The sequence below is a fragment of the Nakamurella flava genome (genome assembly GCF_005298075.1).
GTDB lineage: Bacteria > Actinomycetota > Actinomycetes > Mycobacteriales > Nakamurellaceae > Nakamurella > Nakamurella flava.
The window spans coordinates 1-16,265 of record NZ_SZZH01000008.1; the positions used below are offsets into that span (position 1 = coordinate 1).

13 protein-coding genes are annotated in these 16,265 nt (G+C 73.0%); 3 read left to right on the forward strand and 10 right to left on the reverse strand.

Features of this window, described 5'->3' with window-relative positions; genetic code table 11:
• From FDO65_RS23185 to FDO65_RS21095, 3 genes are all read left to right on the forward strand, one after another.
• On the forward strand, positions 1 to 1,219 hold a 1,219-nt coding region (locus FDO65_RS23185), incomplete at its 5' end, for a 2-oxo acid dehydrogenase subunit E2 (protein WP_137451738.1).
• A 142-nt stretch (positions 1,220 to 1,361) separates the two neighbouring features.
• On the forward strand, positions 1,362 to 2,120 hold the full coding sequence (locus FDO65_RS21090; RefSeq protein ID WP_137451739.1) for an IspD/TarI family cytidylyltransferase: 759 nt from the start codon (positions 1,362 to 1,364) through the stop codon (positions 2,118 to 2,120).
• A gap of 1 nt (position 2,121) precedes the next feature.
• Positions 2,122 to 2,478, forward strand: a complete 357-nt coding sequence (locus FDO65_RS21095; RefSeq protein ID WP_137451740.1) for an SIR2 family NAD-dependent protein deacylase — start codon at positions 2,122 to 2,124, stop codon at positions 2,476 to 2,478.
• A 28-nt stretch (positions 2,479 to 2,506) separates the two neighbouring features.
• Here the strand turns inward: FDO65_RS21095 and FDO65_RS21100 are convergent, their stop codons facing one another.
• The 10 genes from FDO65_RS21100 to ftsL form a co-directional block, all read right to left on the reverse strand.
• Positions 2,507 to 3,394, reverse strand: a complete 888-nt coding sequence (locus FDO65_RS21100; RefSeq protein WP_137451741.1) for a cell division protein FtsQ/DivIB — start codon at positions 3,392 to 3,394, stop codon at positions 2,507 to 2,509.
• Positions 3,391 to 4,860, reverse strand: coding sequence for a UDP-N-acetylmuramate--L-alanine ligase (gene murC, locus FDO65_RS21105; protein WP_137451742.1), 1,470 nt, complete (start codon positions 4,858 to 4,860; stop codon positions 3,391 to 3,393). The genes FDO65_RS21100 and murC overlap by 4 nt, the downstream gene beginning before the upstream one ends.
• Entirely contained in the window at positions 4,857 to 5,966 is a 1,110-nt protein-coding gene (gene murG, locus FDO65_RS21110) for an undecaprenyldiphospho-muramoylpentapeptide beta-N-acetylglucosaminyltransferase (protein WP_137451743.1), read from the reverse strand. The genes murC and murG overlap by 4 nt, the downstream gene beginning before the upstream one ends.
• Positions 5,960 to 7,429, reverse strand: coding sequence for a putative lipid II flippase FtsW (gene ftsW / locus FDO65_RS23190; protein ID WP_166442333.1), 1,470 nt, complete (start codon positions 7,427 to 7,429; stop codon positions 5,960 to 5,962). Before ftsW ends, murG begins: the two co-directional genes overlap by 7 nt.
• Positions 7,430 to 7,581: 152 nt before the next feature.
• Positions 7,582 to 9,147 carry a UDP-N-acetylmuramoyl-L-alanine--D-glutamate ligase gene (gene murD, locus FDO65_RS21120; protein WP_137451745.1) on the reverse strand — a complete coding sequence of 522 codons (1,566 nt, stop codon included), beginning with the start codon at positions 9,145 to 9,147 and terminating at the stop codon, positions 7,582 to 7,584.
• A gap of 4 nt (positions 9,148 to 9,151) precedes the next feature.
• On the reverse strand, positions 9,152 to 10,243 hold the full coding sequence (mraY, locus tag FDO65_RS21125) for a phospho-N-acetylmuramoyl-pentapeptide-transferase (protein WP_137451746.1): 1,092 nt from the start codon (positions 10,241 to 10,243) through the stop codon (positions 9,152 to 9,154).
• Positions 10,240 to 11,751, reverse strand: coding sequence for a UDP-N-acetylmuramoyl-tripeptide--D-alanyl-D-alanine ligase (locus tag FDO65_RS21130; protein WP_137451747.1), 1,512 nt, complete (start codon positions 11,749 to 11,751; stop codon positions 10,240 to 10,242). Before FDO65_RS21130 ends, mraY begins: the two co-directional genes overlap by 4 nt.
• Complete coding sequence (locus tag FDO65_RS21135; protein ID WP_240757788.1) at positions 11,748 to 13,442, reverse strand: UDP-N-acetylmuramoyl-L-alanyl-D-glutamate--2,6-diaminopimelate ligase; 1,695 nt, start codon at positions 13,440 to 13,442, stop codon at positions 11,748 to 11,750. The genes FDO65_RS21130 and FDO65_RS21135 overlap by 4 nt, the downstream gene beginning before the upstream one ends.
• 17 nt (positions 13,443 to 13,459) lie before the next feature.
• Positions 13,460 to 15,541: a peptidoglycan D,D-transpeptidase FtsI family protein gene (locus FDO65_RS21140; RefSeq protein ID WP_137451748.1), complete on the reverse strand. Its 2,082-nt coding sequence runs from the start codon at positions 15,539 to 15,541 to the stop codon at positions 13,460 to 13,462.
• Entirely contained in the window at positions 15,538 to 16,242 is a 705-nt protein-coding gene (gene ftsL, locus FDO65_RS21145) for a cell division protein FtsL (RefSeq protein ID WP_137451749.1), read from the reverse strand. Before ftsL ends, FDO65_RS21140 begins: the two co-directional genes overlap by 4 nt.
• Positions 16,243 to 16,265 lie beyond the last annotated feature (23 nt).

The following is a 16,265-nucleotide window of genomic DNA, read 5'->3' on the forward strand; positions in this document are numbered from 1 at the left end:
ATCCCCCTTCGCCGGCACCGTCGCCCGCCTCGTCGCCCAACCCGGCGACACCATCGCCGTCGGCGCCCCCATCGCCTACCTGCTGTCGGAGTCGGACGACCTGATGGCCGGCCTCTTCGACGACCCGGCCCCCACCGGCCCGAACGGGTCGACCGCCGAACCGGCCGTCCCCGGCTCCGACGTCCCCCCCAACCTGGACGCCGAACCCAGCACCAACGGCACCCCGAACCGGGGCCTGCTGGACGCAACCCCCGTCTCCCGCCGCGGACCCATCCCCACCGTCCCCCGCGCCCGCCGCCGCGCGGCCGAACTGCGGGTCAAGCTCGAGAACGTCACCGCGACCCGCGCCGACGGGGTCATCACCGTGGAGGACGTCGAAAAAGCCGCCCAGGCAACCGCTCCCACCCCGGTCGCTGCCCCGGCACCGGTCGCGGCGGCCCCGGTCGCCGCCCCGGCACCAGCTGCCGCTCCGGCCCGACCCGCCCCCGCACCAGCCCCGGCCGCCGCGGCCCCCGCGCCGGCCGCTGCGGCCACCGGCGACGCCGACCCGGGCTTCGCCGACGCCCTGGCCGCCCGGCGTCGCTCCATCCGGTCGGCCGTGGCCCGGACCATGACCTCCAGCGCCGCGGTCCCCCAGTTCACCGTGTTCGCCGAACTGGACCTCGATGCCGCCGCCCGTGCCCGCGGACGGATCGGCTGGACCACCCTGCTGCTGCGGGCGCTGTCGCGCGCGTTGCGCAACAACCCGCAGGTCAACGCCGGCTGGGACGAGCAGGCCGGCACCCCCGCCGCCCCGCACACCAACGTCGGCGTCGCCCTCGCCGTCGACTCCGCGGTCGGGCTGCTGGCCCCCGTCGTCCGCGACCCCGACCTGCTGCCGGTCGAGGAGCAGGACCAGCTGGTCCGGGCCACCATCAACCGGGCCCGCACGGGAGCGCTCACCGGAGCGGACATCACCGGCGGCACCACCACCCTGTCCAACCTCGGCGGATTCGGGGTGCCGTACTTCACCAGCCTGCTCACCCCACCCCAAGCCACCGCCCTGTCGATCGGCGCCATCACCGAACGGCCGGTCGTCCACCGCGGCGGCCTGACCATCCGCCTCGGCGCCACCATCGGACTCACCCTCGACCACCGACCCGTCGACGGGGCCGACGGCGCCAAGGTCCTCGCCGAGATCGGTGAGCTGTTCCGCAACCCGGACCGGTTGCTCGACTGAGACCGAACGCGAGTGGTGCAGGTGCGGTTGTCTTCGACTGCACCTGCACCACTCGACGGGGCCGACCGTCGACGTCGCGGCGGACGGCGGCGGCCCTCGCCGTATCCTGAGGACTCACCCTCCGAGCGACGGGAGCGACATCATGTCCGGAGCCTCTTCCGGACCGTCGCCGACCGTTCGGGCCGCTGGCATCGTGCTCGGCGCCGGCAGTGGCACCCGGGTGGGCGCTTCCCTCAACAAGGTGTTCCTCCCTTTGGCCGGCCGCCGGGTCCTGGCCTGGAGCCTGCTGGCCTTCGCCCGCGTCCCGGCGATCCGCCGGCTGCTGCTGGTGGTCCGGGACGGAGACCAGGATCTGGCCGACGAGATGATCGACCGCGAGGTGGCCCCGGCGATCGGTTCGGGCCGCCGGGTGGAGGTGATCACCGGGGGCAGCACCCGTCACGAATCCGAGCTCTTCGCCCTCCGGCACCTGGCCGCCGACATCGCTGCCGACCGGGTCGACACCGTCCTCATCCACGACGGCGCCCGCCCCATCATCGGCCCGTCGCTGGTGCACCGACTCCTCGACGAGGTCGCCGTCACCGGCGCCGTCTACCCCGGCCTGGAGGACGAGCAGATCTGCGCGACCGGCGAGGACGGCCACCTGGTCGTCGATCCGGCCGCCCGATACGTGAGAGCCCAAACCCCGCAGGTATTCTCCGCCGCCCCCCTGTTGCGGGCGTACGAGCAGGCCTTCCAGGACGGTTTCGACACCACCGACACCGTGTCCTGCTGGAACGCCTACCAGCCGACCCTGTCGTCGTGGATCCCCGGGGACGTCCGCAACATCAAGATCACCTACCCCGACGACCTGGTCGACGCCGAGCGAATGCTGCGGGCCACCGGATTCCAGGTGCAGTGAGATGGCCACCGACGAAACCGAACTCGCCGATCTGCTGTGCTCGTCCTGCGGACGGGTCACCGAACACGACGTCGTCTACGCCGGCCGGCTGCTGCTGCACACCGAATGCCACCGCTGTCACCACATCGTCCGCTACCCGCACGAGTCATTACCCGACGAGTACCTCGAAGACCTCAAGGACCGGGTTCGCACCAAACCGCGGCGGCTGTTGCGGCGGGCCAACCGGCACCCCCGACGGTTCCTCGCCGGGCTGCCGGGTGCGGTCCTGCGACAGCCCCGCAAGATGATCGGTGAACTGCGCCGCGTGCGCCGGGAAAGCGCCGAGGAACGCCGCCGTCAGGATCCCGGTTCGACCTGAGAACGCGGCAACCCGACACGGATTCAGTTCAGCGGACGCTGACCAGCGACGGGTCGGTGACGTCGTACTGCGACCCCTTCTGCTCCAGCAGCGTCGGCAGCACCTGCATCTTGCGAGCGGACTGATCCGCTCCGCCCCAGACCACGGTGCGGCCGTCGGTCAGGGTCAGCTGCACGTCGTAGGCGGTCCGCGCGCTCACCGCGGCGACCTGGCCGCGGAAGGAGTCGGTGAACGACTCGATGACCGTCATCGCCGCCTCCGTGGCCGGATCCCCCGGTCCCGGAGTGGCCAGCTTCAGAGTCACCAGGCCGGCCGGGGCCGCGGCGACCGGGAGATAGGCGACACCCTGCCGATCCATCAACCACAGCTGACCGTTGGCCGACGTGACCGCCACCGGGACGCGCGGGGTGATGGTGACCGTCACCGCGTTCGGCCAGGAGCGGCCGACACTCACCGCGTCGACCTGCGGAACGTCCCGCACCCGCTCGGCGATCCCGCCGAGATCGATACGGGCCAAGGGGGTTCCGTCGGGCACATCGACGACCGCACGCACCGCCGCGTCGAGCGAGGGGTCGAGTGTGCCGCCCGCCACCGCGGCGCCGTCGGCCCCGGTGATGGATCCCGCGGTGATGACGACGGACCGCAGACCGAGCAGCGGAGTGAAGAAGATGACGACCCCGGCCGCCACCAGCAGCGTCGCGGTCAGGGCGGCACCCAGGATCCAGGGCCACCGGCGCACCTGCTGCGGCGCCCGCCGCGGACGCACATCGGGCGCCGGTCGGTCGGCGGTCAGCACTCCCCCGGCCGGAGCGGCCTTCGTCGTCGCCTTCGCGCCGGACCGGCCGCCGGTCGACCGGGACCGACCCGATCCGCCGTCCTTGCGGGCTTCCCGCGACAACCGCGGCAGCCGCGTCATCGGGTTGCCTCCGCCGACAACCGCGCCAGCAGTTCGGGACCGATGGCCGTCACGTCACCGGCGCCCATGGTGATCACCACGTCGCCGTCCCGCAGCACCCGGGCCGCCGACACGGTGGCCGCGGCGCGGTCCGGCTCGTAGACCAGCGGCACCGCCGCGTCGACCGCCCGGGCGATCAACTCACCGGACACCCCCGGCCGCGGATCCTCCCGGGCCGCGAACACGTCGAGCAGCACGACCACGTCGGCCGCCGACAGGGCCCGCCCGAACTCGGTCGCGAACGTCTCGGTCCGCGAGTACAGGTGTGGCTGGAAGATCACCACCAGCCGACCGGTGGAGGGGACCACCGACCGGGCCGCGGCCAGCTGGGCGGCCACCTCGGTCGGGTGGTGGGCGTAGTCGTCGTAGACGGTGACGCCGGCCGCCGCGCCCTTGTGTTCGAAACGTCGGCGGACGCCGCCGTAAGTGGCGAGCCCCGCGGCCAGCGACGCCGGGTCGACGCCCAGCTCGGCGCCGGCGGCCACCGTCGCCGCGGCGTTCAGCATCATGTGGTCACCGGGGACCTGCAGGCGCAGCACCACCGGCGGCCCGCCGGGCAGGGTCAGCACCGCGGTCTGCGGACCTCCGTCCACCGCCGGGGAACCGTCGCGCTCCAGCCGGACCTCCGCGTCGGCCGATCGACCGTAGGTGACGACGCGGCGCAGACCCGAACGCCGGGCCGACGCCGCCAGCGCGGCCGAACCCGGATCGTCGGCGCAGGCGACGAGGAACCCACCCGGCTCGATGCGTTCGACGAACTGCTCGAAGACCGCCTCGTAGGCCTCGGCGGTGCCGTGATGGTCCAGGTGGTCCGGTTCGAGGTTGGTGACGATCGCACCGTGCGGGGCGAAGGCCAGGAACGATCCGTCGGACTCGTCGGCCTCGGCGACGAACACGTCACCCCGGCCGGCATGGGCGGCCAACCCGGAATCAGTCAGTTCGCCGCCGATCATGAACGACGGGTCCAGGTCGGCGGCCCGTAACGCCACCGTGAGCATCGAGGTGGTCGAGGTCTTGCCGTGGGTGCCGGCCACACAGACGGCCCGCTGCCCCGTCATCAACGCGGCCAACGCCACCGCCCGCCGGACCACCGGGATGCCCCGTTCCCGGGCGGCGACCAGCTCGGGATTGTCCGGCCGGACCGCCGTCGACACCACCACGGCCGTCGGCCCCCCGGCCAGCAGGTCCAGCCGATCGGCGCCGTGACCGACCGCGACCTGCACCCCGCGCTCGATCAGCGCGGACACGGTGGCCGACTGCTTGGCGTCCGACCCGGAGACCGGCAGCCCGCGGTCCACCAGGATGCGGGCGATGCCGCTCATCCCGGCGCCGCCCACGCCGACCAGGTGGGTACGGGCCAACGACACCCCTTCGGCGGTCACCGGGACCTCGGCGGCCGGGACGCTGCCGGAGTGGTCCGCGCTCATCGGGCGTTCCCGCCGGATCGGGCCGCGGCCGCGACGTCGAGCACCATCCGGGCCAACACCTCGTCCACCGGGTGGGCGGCCATGCCGGCCGCCGCGGCGGTCATGCCATCGCGGACGATGCCGTCGATCACCAACGGCACGACCTTCTCCACCACGACCGTCGGGGTGAGGTCGGCGTCGTCGATGACGACGGCCGAACCGGCCGCGACCTGCCCGGAGGCGTTCAGCCGCTGCTCGCCGTTGCCGTGCGGCAACGGCACATAGACCGCGGGCAGCCCGACCGCCCCGATCTCGGCGACGGTCATCGCGCCGGACCGGGCCAGCACCAGGTCGGCGGCCGCGTAGGCGAGGTCCATCCGGTCCAGGTACGGGACGGCGACGTACCGGGGCGACAGTCCACCGGGCACGGTCACCTCGTTCTTGCGGCCGTAGGCGTGCAGGACGCCGATCCCGTGGGCGGCCAGCTCGTTAGCCGCCCCCGACACCGCGTCGTTGATGCGCTGCGCGCCCTGCGAGCCGCCGAAGACCAGCAGCGTCGGGGCATCCGGGTCGAGCCCGAAGAACTCCCGGGCCTGCGCCCGCAGCGCCGCCCGATCCAGCTGGGACAGCGAGCGGCGCACCGGATTGCCGACGACGCGGGCTCCGGACAGGCCCGAGCCCTCGACGGCCGCCGCCACCGCGGCGGCGAACCGGGCACCCACCTTGTTGGCCAGACCGGCCCGGGCGTTGGCCTCGTGCACGACGATCGGCACCCGACCGCGGGCGGCCAGATACGCGGGCAGGGCCACGTACCCGCCGAAGCCCACGACGACATCGACATCACGTTCGTCCATGACGGCCCGCGTCGCCTTGATCGCCGACCGCATCCGGCCCGGCAGGGTCAACAGGTCACCGGACGGTTTGCGGGGCAGCGGCACCGGCGGCACCAGCCGCAGCTCGTAGCCGCGTTCCGGCACCAGGCGCGTCTCCAATCCCCGCTCGGTGCCCAGTGCGGTGATCACCACGTCGTCCCCGGCCAGCGCGACCAGCGCGTCGGCAACGGCCAGGGCCGGTTCGATGTGCCCCGCCGTACCGCCTCCGGCGAGCAGGACACTCGTCGTCACCACTGCGGGGAACCTCCTGAGGACGGGTTGCGGCGGGGATTCGCCGACGGGGTGGATCGGGCGGGTCGGGCACCGGCTGCGCCCCGCCGCCCGTCGGGCTGCCGGGGGATGGCTCCCGGTCGCTGTGTCCCGGTGGTCGGTCGGGGCGCGGCACCCCGGCTGCGGGGCTCCGCGCGGACCGCGTCCGGAGTACGCCGGGTCGGGCTCGCGGGCTTCCGCGCCGGGGCGGGCTTGGCGGCCGCGGCCCGCTTGGCCGATTTCGCGGCCCGCCGTTCGGCCTTGGCGGTCCGCTTGGCCGCCCGTTTGGCCCCGGCGCCCGGCTTGGGATTGACCCCGAGGAAGCGGGCCAGGCGGTTGCCGCCGTTGGCCTGCAGGACGGCGGCCGCCTCCGGCTCGCTCCGGGCGAAGTTGGCCAGCAGACCGAAGACGACCATGGTGATGATCAGCGAGGTGCCACCGGCGGAGATCATCGGCAGCGGGATGCCGGTGACCGGCAGCAGACCCACGACGTAGCAGATGTTGATGCCGGCCTGGCCGACCAGCCACACCGTGCCCGCCGAGGCGACGATCTTGACGAACGGGTCGACGTTGCGGCGGGCGATCCGCAGGCCCGTGTAGGCCAGCAGACCGAACAGCAGGAGCAGCAACGCGGCCCCGATGAAGCCGAGTTCCTCGCCGACGATCGCGAAGATGAAGTCCGAATCGGCGTTCGGCAGATAGCTCCACTTGGCCCGGGACTGCCCGAGACCGACCCCGAAGATGCCGCCGTTGCCCATCCCGTACAGGCTCTGCGCGAGCTGCCACCCGGAGGCACTCGTGGGATCCGGGTTGAGGAAGGACAGCACCCGGGCCAGCCGGTAGGTGGCGGACAGGGCCAGCGCGGTGACCCCGAGCACCGCCAGGCCGGCCAGGGTGGCGAACATCCACCACGGAGCGCCGGCGAAGAACAGGCACGCCATGAAGACGATGAGCAGGGCGGTGGTGGTGCCGAGGTCGGGCTGCATCATGATCAACCCGGCGATGAGGATGAACACCGGTAGCACCGGGATCAGCAACGAACGCGGCGAGGCCAGCGTCGACCGCCGGGCGGCCAGCACGTGCCCCATCCACAGCAGCAGCGCCAGCTTGGCCACCTCGCTGGGTTGGAACTGGAAACCGCCGATCGCGATCCAGCTCCGGGCCCCGTTGACGAGCTTGCCGACCCCCGGGATGAGCACGGCGACCAGCAGCAGGATCGAGAACATCACCGCCGCGGTCGACAGCGAACGCATCAGCCGGACCGGCAGGTACTGGGTCGCCCCGAACAGGACCAGACCGACGAGCGCGAAGGTGGCCTGGTTGGCGAACACCCCGAACGAGGAGCCTCCGGTGCGGAACGCCGTCACCGAGGACGAGGACAGCACCATCAGCAGACCGAAGCCCAGCAGCAGGGCGAAGATCGCCTGGATCAGGTGTAGCGAGGCCATCGGACGATCGAGCCAGTCCGAGGCGTAGCGGACACCGGCCCGCAGCCGCGTGCGCACCGGCCCCACGGCCCGGTCAGCCGGACCGCGAGCAGGGCGTCGTCGGTCGTCGCGCTGCTCCGACCCACCACCGGCCGGTCGGGGCGAGGTGACGGTCACGCCGGACCCTCCGAGCCGGTCAGTTCGCCGACAGCCTGAGCGAACGCCTGACCCCGCGCCGCGTAGGACCGGAACATGTCCAGCGAGGCCGCGGCCGGGGCCAGCAGGACGACGTCACCGGGTCCGGCCATGTCGGCGGCCGTTCGCACCACTGTTCGCATCACGTCATCGTCCCGGCCCTGCACGACCACCCTGGGCACATCGGGGGCGTGTCGGGAAAGAGCAGCCGCGACGAGTGGCGCGTCGACCCCGAGCAGCACGACCCCGACCAACCGGTCACGGACGGCGACCACCAGGTCATCGACGGTCGCCCCCTTGAGCTGGCCGCCGGCCACCCACACCACCCGGTCGTAGGCGGTTAGGGAGGCCAGCGCCGCATGCGGGTTGGTGGCCTTGGAGTCGTCGACGAACCGCACCATTCCCGCACCGTCGGTCCCGGCCCCTCGTCGCGCCGGCCGGGCGCCGACCAGGACGTTGCGGTGCGCGCCGGGGGCGTAGGCCCGCAGGCCCGCGGCCACCTGCTCGGCCGTGACGTCGCCGGACAGGGCCAGGGCCGCCGCGGCGAGCGCGTTGGTGACGTTGTGCGCCCCGGGCGGTCGGACGTCGGCGGCCGGCAGCAGCTCGCCGGCGCGGAAGGCGGCGTCGACCAGGGCGCCACCCCGGACGCCGAGCATGCCCGTCCGCGGGTCCCCGGCCGTGACGCCGACGCGGGTCCCCGCCCGGTCCGCCGCTTTCAGCAGGGCCAACGCCCCCGGGTCGTCGACCACGGCGACCGCGATCTCCCCGGTCAGGGCCCGCGCCTTGGCGCCCGCGTAGGCGGCCATCGATCCGTGCCAGTCCAGGTGGTCCTCGGCGACGTTGAGGACGACACCCGCCCGGGGCCACACGCTGGGTGCCCAGTGCAGCTGGAAGCTGGACAGCTCGACGGCGATGACGTCCTGCCGGGGCTCCGCGAGCACCGCCTCGAGCACCGGCCAGCCGATGTTCCCGCATGCGGTCACCTGGCGGCCGGCGGCCCGCAGGATCGACTCGAGCATCCCGGTGGTCGTCGTCTTGCCGTTGGTGCCGGTGACCACCAACCAGTCGCGCGGCTCGGCCGCCGGGTCGGTCAGCGGCCAGGGGGCCGCCCCGGCCAGCTCGTCGGGGTCGCCCTGGTGATCCAACCGCCAGGCCAGTTCCACCTCCCCGATCACTTCGAGTCCGTGGGCCTGCGCAGCCGTCAGCAGTGGGTGGTGCGGCGGCAGGCCGGCGGAGGTGACGACCGCGCTGAGCGCCCGCTCCCCCATCTCGGTGTCGACCAACTCCGGCGGCTCGACCGGGTCGCCGACGAACCGGATGTCGCCGGGGATGTCGGCGAGTTCGGCCGGCGGCGTCCGGTTCGACGTCACCAGCACGGTCGCCCCGGTGGCCGCCAGGTAGCGGACGACCGGCAGACCGGTGACCCCCACCCCGGCGGCCAGGACGACGACCCCGGGGCCGGGACGCCAGCGCGCGCGGTGACGAGCCAGGCCGGCCTCGGTGCTGGTGCTGCGGTCGGTGCCGGGCTCGTCGGGTGCGCCCATCGGCTCAGCCACCGGTCAGCGAGAGCCACTCGGCGTAGAACAGGCCGAGGCCCAGCGCCGCCGACATGGCCGCCAGCAGCCAGAACCGGACCATGACGGTCGTCTCGGCCCAGCCGGACAGCTCGAAATGGTGGTGGAACGGGGCCATCTTGAAGATACGGGTGCCGCGGGTCCGGAAGACGGCGATCTGGATGATCACCGACAGCATCTCGATGACGAACAGGCCGGCGATGACCACCAGCAGCAGCTCGGTGCGGGTCATGATCGACAACCCGGCGATGAGACCGCCCAAAGCCAGCGAACCGGTGTCGCCCATCATGATCCGGGCCGGGTGGGCGTTCCACCACAGGAACCCGATGCAGCCGCCCAACGCCGCTGCCGCGACCACGGCCAGGTCCAGCGGGTCCCGGACCTCGTAACAGCCGGCCGCGGCCGCGTCGCTCAACGGCTGCCAGCAGGCGTTGCGGAACTGGAAGAACCCGATCGCCACGTAGGTGAAGAGCACCATCACCGACGACCCGGCGGCCAGGCCGTCCAGCCCGTCGGTGAAGTTGACCGCATTGGACCAGGCCGACACCAGCAACCAGGCCAGGGCCACGAACCCCACGGTGCCGACCGACAGCAGCGCGATGTCCCGCGTGTAGGAGATGTAGACCGACGCCGGCGCGAAGCCGGACGAGCTGCGGAACTGCAGGGCCAGCACCCCGAACGACAGGGCGATGAACGTCTGGCCGAGGAACTTCATCCGCTTGTTCAGACCCAGGTTGCGCTGCTTGCGGATCTTGATGAAGTCGTCGAGGAAGCCGACCAGACCCATCCCGGTCGTCAGGTAAAGCAGCAGCCAGGCCGAGGCCGTGGGGCCACCTTCGCCGGTGATCATCTGCACGATCACCGCGGCCAGGTAGCCGGCCCACATCGCGACGATGATCGCGGTACCACCCATCGTGGGGGTGCCGCGCTTCTTCTTGTGGTGCTGCGGGCCGTCCTCGCGGATCTCCTGGCCGAACCCCTGCCGGGAGAACACCTTGATGAGGTACGGGGTCAGCATGATCGACACCGCGAGGGCGACGATCGCGGCGATGAGGATGGACTTCACGCCCCGGCCTCCCCGGTGCGGTCAGCAGTTCCGATGCGGTCGATCAACGCCGTTGCCACCCGTTCCAGACCGACGGACCGCGATGCCTTGACCAGCACCACGTCACCGTCGGCGAGTTCCTCGATCAGGACGGCGACCGCTTCGTCGACGTCGGACACGGGCAGCGACTCGCCACCCCACGAACCTTCCAGATGCGCTCCGAGATGCAGCGCGCGGGCCAGTGAGCTGCGACCCGCTCCCTCGGCGCCGACCACGATCAGCTGGTCGATGCCCAGGCGGACCACCAGCCGGCCGACCTCGTCGTGCGCCTCGATGGCACTGTCCCCGAGCTCGGCCATCTCCCCGAGCACCGCCCAGGCCCGCCCCGGACGGGACCGCTTCATCTTCGCCAGGGAGCGCAGCGCGGCCTTCGTCGAATGCGGGTTGGCGTTGTAGGCGTCATTGACGAGCAGCACGCCACCGGCCAGTTCGGTGACGTCCATCCGCCACTTGGATGCGGGACCGGCGGCGCTGAGCGCGTCGGCCACCTGCTCCACCGGCATCCCGACCGCGCGACCGACCGCGGCCGCGCTCAGGGCGTTGCCGATCTGGTGCGCGCCCACCACGGACAACCGGACCGGGGCCGAGCCCTCCGGGGTGACCAGGGTGAAGACGGCGCGGTCGGCGTCGTCGGCGGTGACGTCCTCCGCCCGGACCGTCGCGGCCGGGTCCTGACCGACGAGCACGACCTCGGCGTCCGTGCGGTCGGCCATCGCGGCCACCCGCTCGTCGTCGGCATTGAGGATGGCGACTCCGCCCCGGCCGGGCAGGACGGATCCCGACGGCAGGGCCTGCACCAGCTCGGACTTGGCCTCGGCAATGCCCTCGACCGACCCGAACTCACCCAGGTGGGCCGACCCGACGTTCAGCACGGCGCCGATGCGGGGCGGGGCGATCCGGGCCAGTTCGGCGATGTGGCCCTTGCCGCGGGCCGACAGTTCCAGCACCAGGTACCGGGTCTGCGGGGTGGCCCGCAACGCGGTGTACGGATGGCCGAGCTCGTTGTTGAACGACTCCGGCGGGGCGACGACCGGATCACCGGAGGCCGACAGCACGGCCGCGATGAGGTCCTTGGTCGACGTCTTGCCGGACGAGCCGGTCACCCCGACCACCTGCAGATCGTGTCCGACGACGAGCGCCTTCACCGATGCCTGGGCCAGTCGGGCCAACGCGGCGAGCACCCCGGCGTTCGGATCCCCGCCGTCGCCGTCCGGGACCCGGAGCAGCGGCAGACCGGCATCGGCCGGCAGGTCGCGCGAGCCCAGCACCGCGACCGCACCCGCGCCCCGCGCGGCGGCGGCGAAGTCGTGGCCGTCGGCGTGGTCGCCGACCAGGGCGACGAACAGGGCGCCCGGCTGCACGCGCCGGGTGTCGAACTCCGCGGACGTCACCAGCAGTTCGCCGGGGGCGTCGGCGGGCAGGGCCGCGCCGGTCGCCTCGGCGACCTGGGCGAGGGTCATCTCGATCACGCCGGGCCGCCCGTCCCGCCGGCGTCCGCCGGCGTCACCCGTGCGTCCAGCGCCTGGAGCGCCTGCTCCAGCTCCTGCCGATCGGAGAACGGCAACAGCTCGTCACCCACCTTTTGTCCCGTCTCGTGTCCCTTGCCGGCGATGACGATCGCGTCACCCGGCCCGGCCGCGGCCACGGCCGCGCGGATGGCCTCCCGCCGGTCGCCGATCTCCCGGAGTTCGACCGCCCGGTCCCCGACCCCCTCGGCCACCACGGCCCGGGCCCCGGCCAGCACGGCCGCGCGGATCCCGCCCGGGTCCTCGGACCGCGGGTTGTCGTCGGTGACGATCACCAGGTCCGCCCGGCGGGCCGCTTCGGCGCCCATCATCGGCCGCTTGCCGTGGTCGCGGTCGCCGCCGGCGCCGATGACCAGGATCAGCCGGCCGACCAGCCCGTGGCGGACGGCGTCGAGCACGGCGGCCAGCGCGCCCGGCTTGTGCGCGTAATCGACGACGGCCAGAAAATCCTGACCGGCCAGGACGCGCTCCATCCGACCGGGGACCACCACGTCGTCGAGCGCGGCGGCCGCCTCGTGCGGATCGCGGCCGAGCGCGTTCACGCAGGCCACAGCCAGCCCGGCGTTCGCGACGTTGAACGGCCCGGGCAGTGCCAGGTTGAACCCGATCGCGGCATCGTCCGGGCCGAGCAGGGACACCTGCTGGCGCCCGGCCGGCAACGGCACCGCGCCACACACCCGCCAGTCCGCCGGTCGACCCGGATGCGTGGAGACCGTCACCGCCTCGGGATGATCGGCCGCGAGCCGCTGACCCCACTCGTCGTCGACCATCACGACCGGACGACGGGCCCGACCGTCGAACAGCTGCGCCTTGGCCTGGAAGTAGTCCTCCATGTCGCGGTGGAAATCCAGGTGATCCTGCGACAGGTTGGTGAACGCCCCCACCTCGAAGTGGGTCCCGTCGACCCGGCCCAGGGACAACGCGTGCGAGGAGACCTCCATCGCCACCGCGTCGACGCCCTGCTCGACCATGACCGCGAACAGCGCCTGCAGGTCGGGGGCCTCGGGGGTGGTCAGGCTGCTGGGCAGCACGGTGACGCCGCCGTCGGGATCGCCCCAGCGGGTCTGCACGGTGCCGATCAGTCCGGTGCGGGACCCGTCGGCGGCCAACGCCCGCTCGAGCAGGTACCCGGTGGTCGTCTTGCCCGCGGTGCCGGTCACCCCGACGACCTGCAGGCGCCGGCTGGGGTCGCCGTAGACCTGCGCGGCGACCGCGCCGAGCACGCGGCGCGGCTCGTCCACGATCAGCCGGGGCAGGTCCGCGGTCACCGGGTCGGTGTCCAGCCGGGCCGCCCCGGCCGGGTCGGTCAGCACCGCCACGGCCCCGGCGTTCACCGCGGCGGCGGCGAACTCGGCCCCGTGCACCCGGGTACCGGGCAGGGCCGCGAACAGGTCGCCCGGCCGGGCCTCCTGGGCCCGATGGGTGATCCCCGTGATGAGGAGGTCGTCGAGACCGGCCCCGGACGAGGGACCGCCGGTCGGGGCGCAAGCACCGGCGGAACTCGCGTTCCGAACGCCGGCGGCGGTGGCCGGTCGCCCGGTCGGGCGAGTGCCGGCCGTCCGGGCGAGGTCGACGAGCCTGGCCCCGACCGGTCGCTGCGGGCGCAACGAGGTCGGAGCGACAGGGGAAGTCACGGCGCGCACGTTACCCGCTACGGCAGATACAGGTCGTAGACCGGAGCCGGCGTCGCCGACGGCGGCACGTCCCCGGCCCGCAGCACGTACGAGGCCACGTCATGGAACAGCGGAGCGCAGCTTGTCGTCCCGACGGACGAATCCCCGCGCGGGTTGTCCAGCATGATCGAGATGGCGTACTGCGGGTTGTCGGCCGGGACGATCCCACCGAAGGTGGACGTGATCAGGCTCTGCGAGTACTCACCGGTGTCCTCGTCGACCTGCTGCGCGGTACCCGTCTTGCCGGCCACCTGGTAGCCGGTGATCTGCGCCTGCGGGGCGGTGCCGCGGTGTGCCGTGTCGCCGCTCTGGATGGTGCCGCGCAGCATCTGCAGCAGAGTGGCCGCCGACTCGGGCTTCATCACCTGGGTGGTGGTGCCGGTCGGGAACGGGGTGGTCACGCCATCGCTGGTGGTGGACGCCACCAGCGTCGGCTGGATGCGGACGCCGCCGTTGGCGATCGTCTGATACATGCTGGCCAGCTCGACCAGGTTGTACGAGACGCCCTGGCCGATGGGCAGGTTCGCGAACGTCGCCGCCGACCAGGTGGACATGGCGGGCAGGTTGCCGCTGGTCTCCGCGGGCAGCTGCACGCCCGTGCGGGCCCCCTGGCCGAAGCGCTTGGCCATGGCCATGAAGTCGTCCTGACCGACCTGCTGGGCGATCATCAGGGTGCCGACGTTGGAGGACTTGGCCAGGATGCCGGTCGCCGTCATCTTCGTCGGGCCGTGGGCCCACGCGTCCTTGACGGTGATGCCGCCCATCTCGATGCTGCCGTCCACCGTGAACGGGGTGGTCGGCGTGATGAGGCCCTTGTCGAGGGCGGCGGCCATGGTGACGACCTTGTTGACCGAGCCCATCTCGAACGCCGCGGTGGCCGCGAGGTTGCCGGTCTGCCGGGTGGTCTGACCCGGCTGGTAGCAGGCCATCACCGGAATGTGGGCGTCCTTGACGGCCATGACGACGATGCAGCCCTTCTTGGCCTGCGAAGCGTCGACGTACTTCTGCAGCTGCTGCATCACCGCGTACTGCAGGTCGCTGTCGATGGTCAGCTGCACGTCCATGCCGTCGACCGCGGGGACCTGGTCGCGAGTCGAGTTCGGGATGACGAGGTGGGTGGCGTCGACGTCGACCGTGCGGGTGCCGTCCTTGCCGGCGAGCCGGGTGTCCCACTTGGACTCGATACCGGACAGGCCGTTGCCGTCGTAGTCGGTGTTGCCGACGATCGCGGCCATGGCGCTGTTGTCCGGGTACTCGCGCATGTCCTGCCGCTCGGTGGCCACCGCGTTGATGTGCGCCTGGTCGAACAGCGGCGAGATCTCCTTCATCATCGCGGCGGCCTGCTCGGGCAGCAGGTTGCGGGCCAGGTAGACGTAGGTGCGGCTGGACTGCAGCTTCTCCAGGATGTCGGCCTCGGTGACCGGCGCCCCCGTGGAGGCGACGTCCGGGGCGCCGCCCTGGGCCAGCCCCGCGACGATGATGCGGGCGACCGCCTGCCGCTGGGCGTCGTCGGTGAACAGCTTGGGCCGGGCGGCGATGGCCCGACCCTCCACCGTGAAGGCCACGTTGTTGCCGTTCACGTCGGTGATGGTGCCGCGCTGGGCGATCAGCGGGATCTCGCGGGTGCGCTGCTGGGCACTCTGGGCCGCGTAGTTGCCGATGTCGAAGACCTGGATGGTCGTCAGCTTGACGAGCGCCGCCACCAGGACCAGGACCAGCGCGAACAGCGCCAGCCGACCCCGGCGGGCCGGGCTGAACGAGGACTGACGGGCGCGCTTGGCGCGGCGGCCGCGGACCGACGCGGACGGGTGGCCCGTACGCAGTGGCCGCCCGGCGAAACCCGCGCCGCGCGCCGGCCGGGCGGTCGCGGTCGGTGCCGGACGGTCGACCGGACGGACGCCGTCGGTCCGGATGCGCCGGGGACGGGCGCTCTGCGGGGCGCTCGACCCGGAGACCGGCCCGGGGCGGGTGGGCCGGGCCCGGCGAGGATCCACCGGTCCACCGGACCCGACGCGACCAGTGTCGCGGGCGGGACGGCCGCCGCCGATTCCCGTCGTCATCCGACGGTTCCCGTCGCGGTGACGGCGGACGGGGCGGCGGTCACCGGGGCCGGAGCCGCCGGGGCGGCCGCCTCGGGTGCTGCGGCTTCGGGGGCGGCAGTCGTCGGAGCGGCGGTCGTCGGAGCGGCCTCGGCCGCCGGGGCGGGAGCCGGGGTGGTGGCCGGGGTGGCCGCCGCTCCGGCGGCCGCCGGATCGGTGGTCGGTGCGGCCGCGGCCGGCGCCGGCGTGGGCACGGCCGACGGCGTTCCGACGACGGTGCCGTGGCCGGCGCCGTCGATCTCGAGCATGGCGGAATCGCCGGCGATGGTCAGGCCGAGCTGGGCGGCGACCTGGGCGATGCGCGGAGTCGAGTCCAGGCCGGCGACCTCCCGCTGCAGGGCCTCGATGTCCAGGCGGAGGCTCGCGCTGTCCGTCCGCGCCTTCGCCGCCTTCATTCCGGCCTCGTCGGTCAGGGTGTTGAGGTAGAGCACCCCGGCCACGCCGGCGGTCAGCAGGACGATGACCGCGATGACGAACGGAGCCCGGTCGAGGGCGGCCGCCACCGGACGGCCGGGCGAGCCGAGCCGGGTCTCCCCCGACTTCTGCAGGCGCCGCTGCCGACGTTCATACGCCCGCCGCGACGACTCCGTCGACGACCGACCCGACCGGGCCCGCCGTCCGGTGTCCGGTCCTGCCGTCCGTACCTCGTCCTGGATCGTCACGCCGCAGCCTTCCTGTACCGGAC

What these genes read in the sequence shown, in the direction of transcription:
- FDO65_RS21090 (WP_137451739.1), top strand. Translation starts at nt 1,362, where the DNA reads ATGTCCGGAGCCTCTTCCGGACCGTCGCCGACCGTTCGGGCCGCTGGC.
- FDO65_RS21095 (WP_137451740.1), top strand. Translation starts at nt 2,122, where the DNA reads ATGGCCACCGACGAAACCGAACTCGCCGATCTGCTGTGCTCGTCCTGC.
- FDO65_RS21100 (WP_137451741.1), bottom strand. Translation starts at nt 3,394, where the DNA reads ATGACGCGGCTGCCGCGGTTGTCGCGGGAAGCCCGCAAGGACGGCGGA.
- murC (WP_137451742.1), bottom strand. Translation starts at nt 4,860, where the DNA reads ATGAGCGCGGACCACTCCGGCAGCGTCCCGGCCGCCGAGGTCCCGGTG.
- ftsW (WP_166442333.1), bottom strand. Translation starts at nt 7,429, where the DNA reads ATGGCCTCGCTACACCTGATCCAGGCGATCTTCGCCCTGCTGCTGGGC.
- murD (WP_137451745.1), bottom strand. Translation starts at nt 9,147, where the DNA reads ATGGGCGCACCCGACGAGCCCGGCACCGACCGCAGCACCAGCACCGAG.
- FDO65_RS21140 (WP_137451748.1), bottom strand. Translation starts at nt 15,541, where the DNA reads ATGACGACGGGAATCGGCGGCGGCCGTCCCGCCCGCGACACTGGTCGC.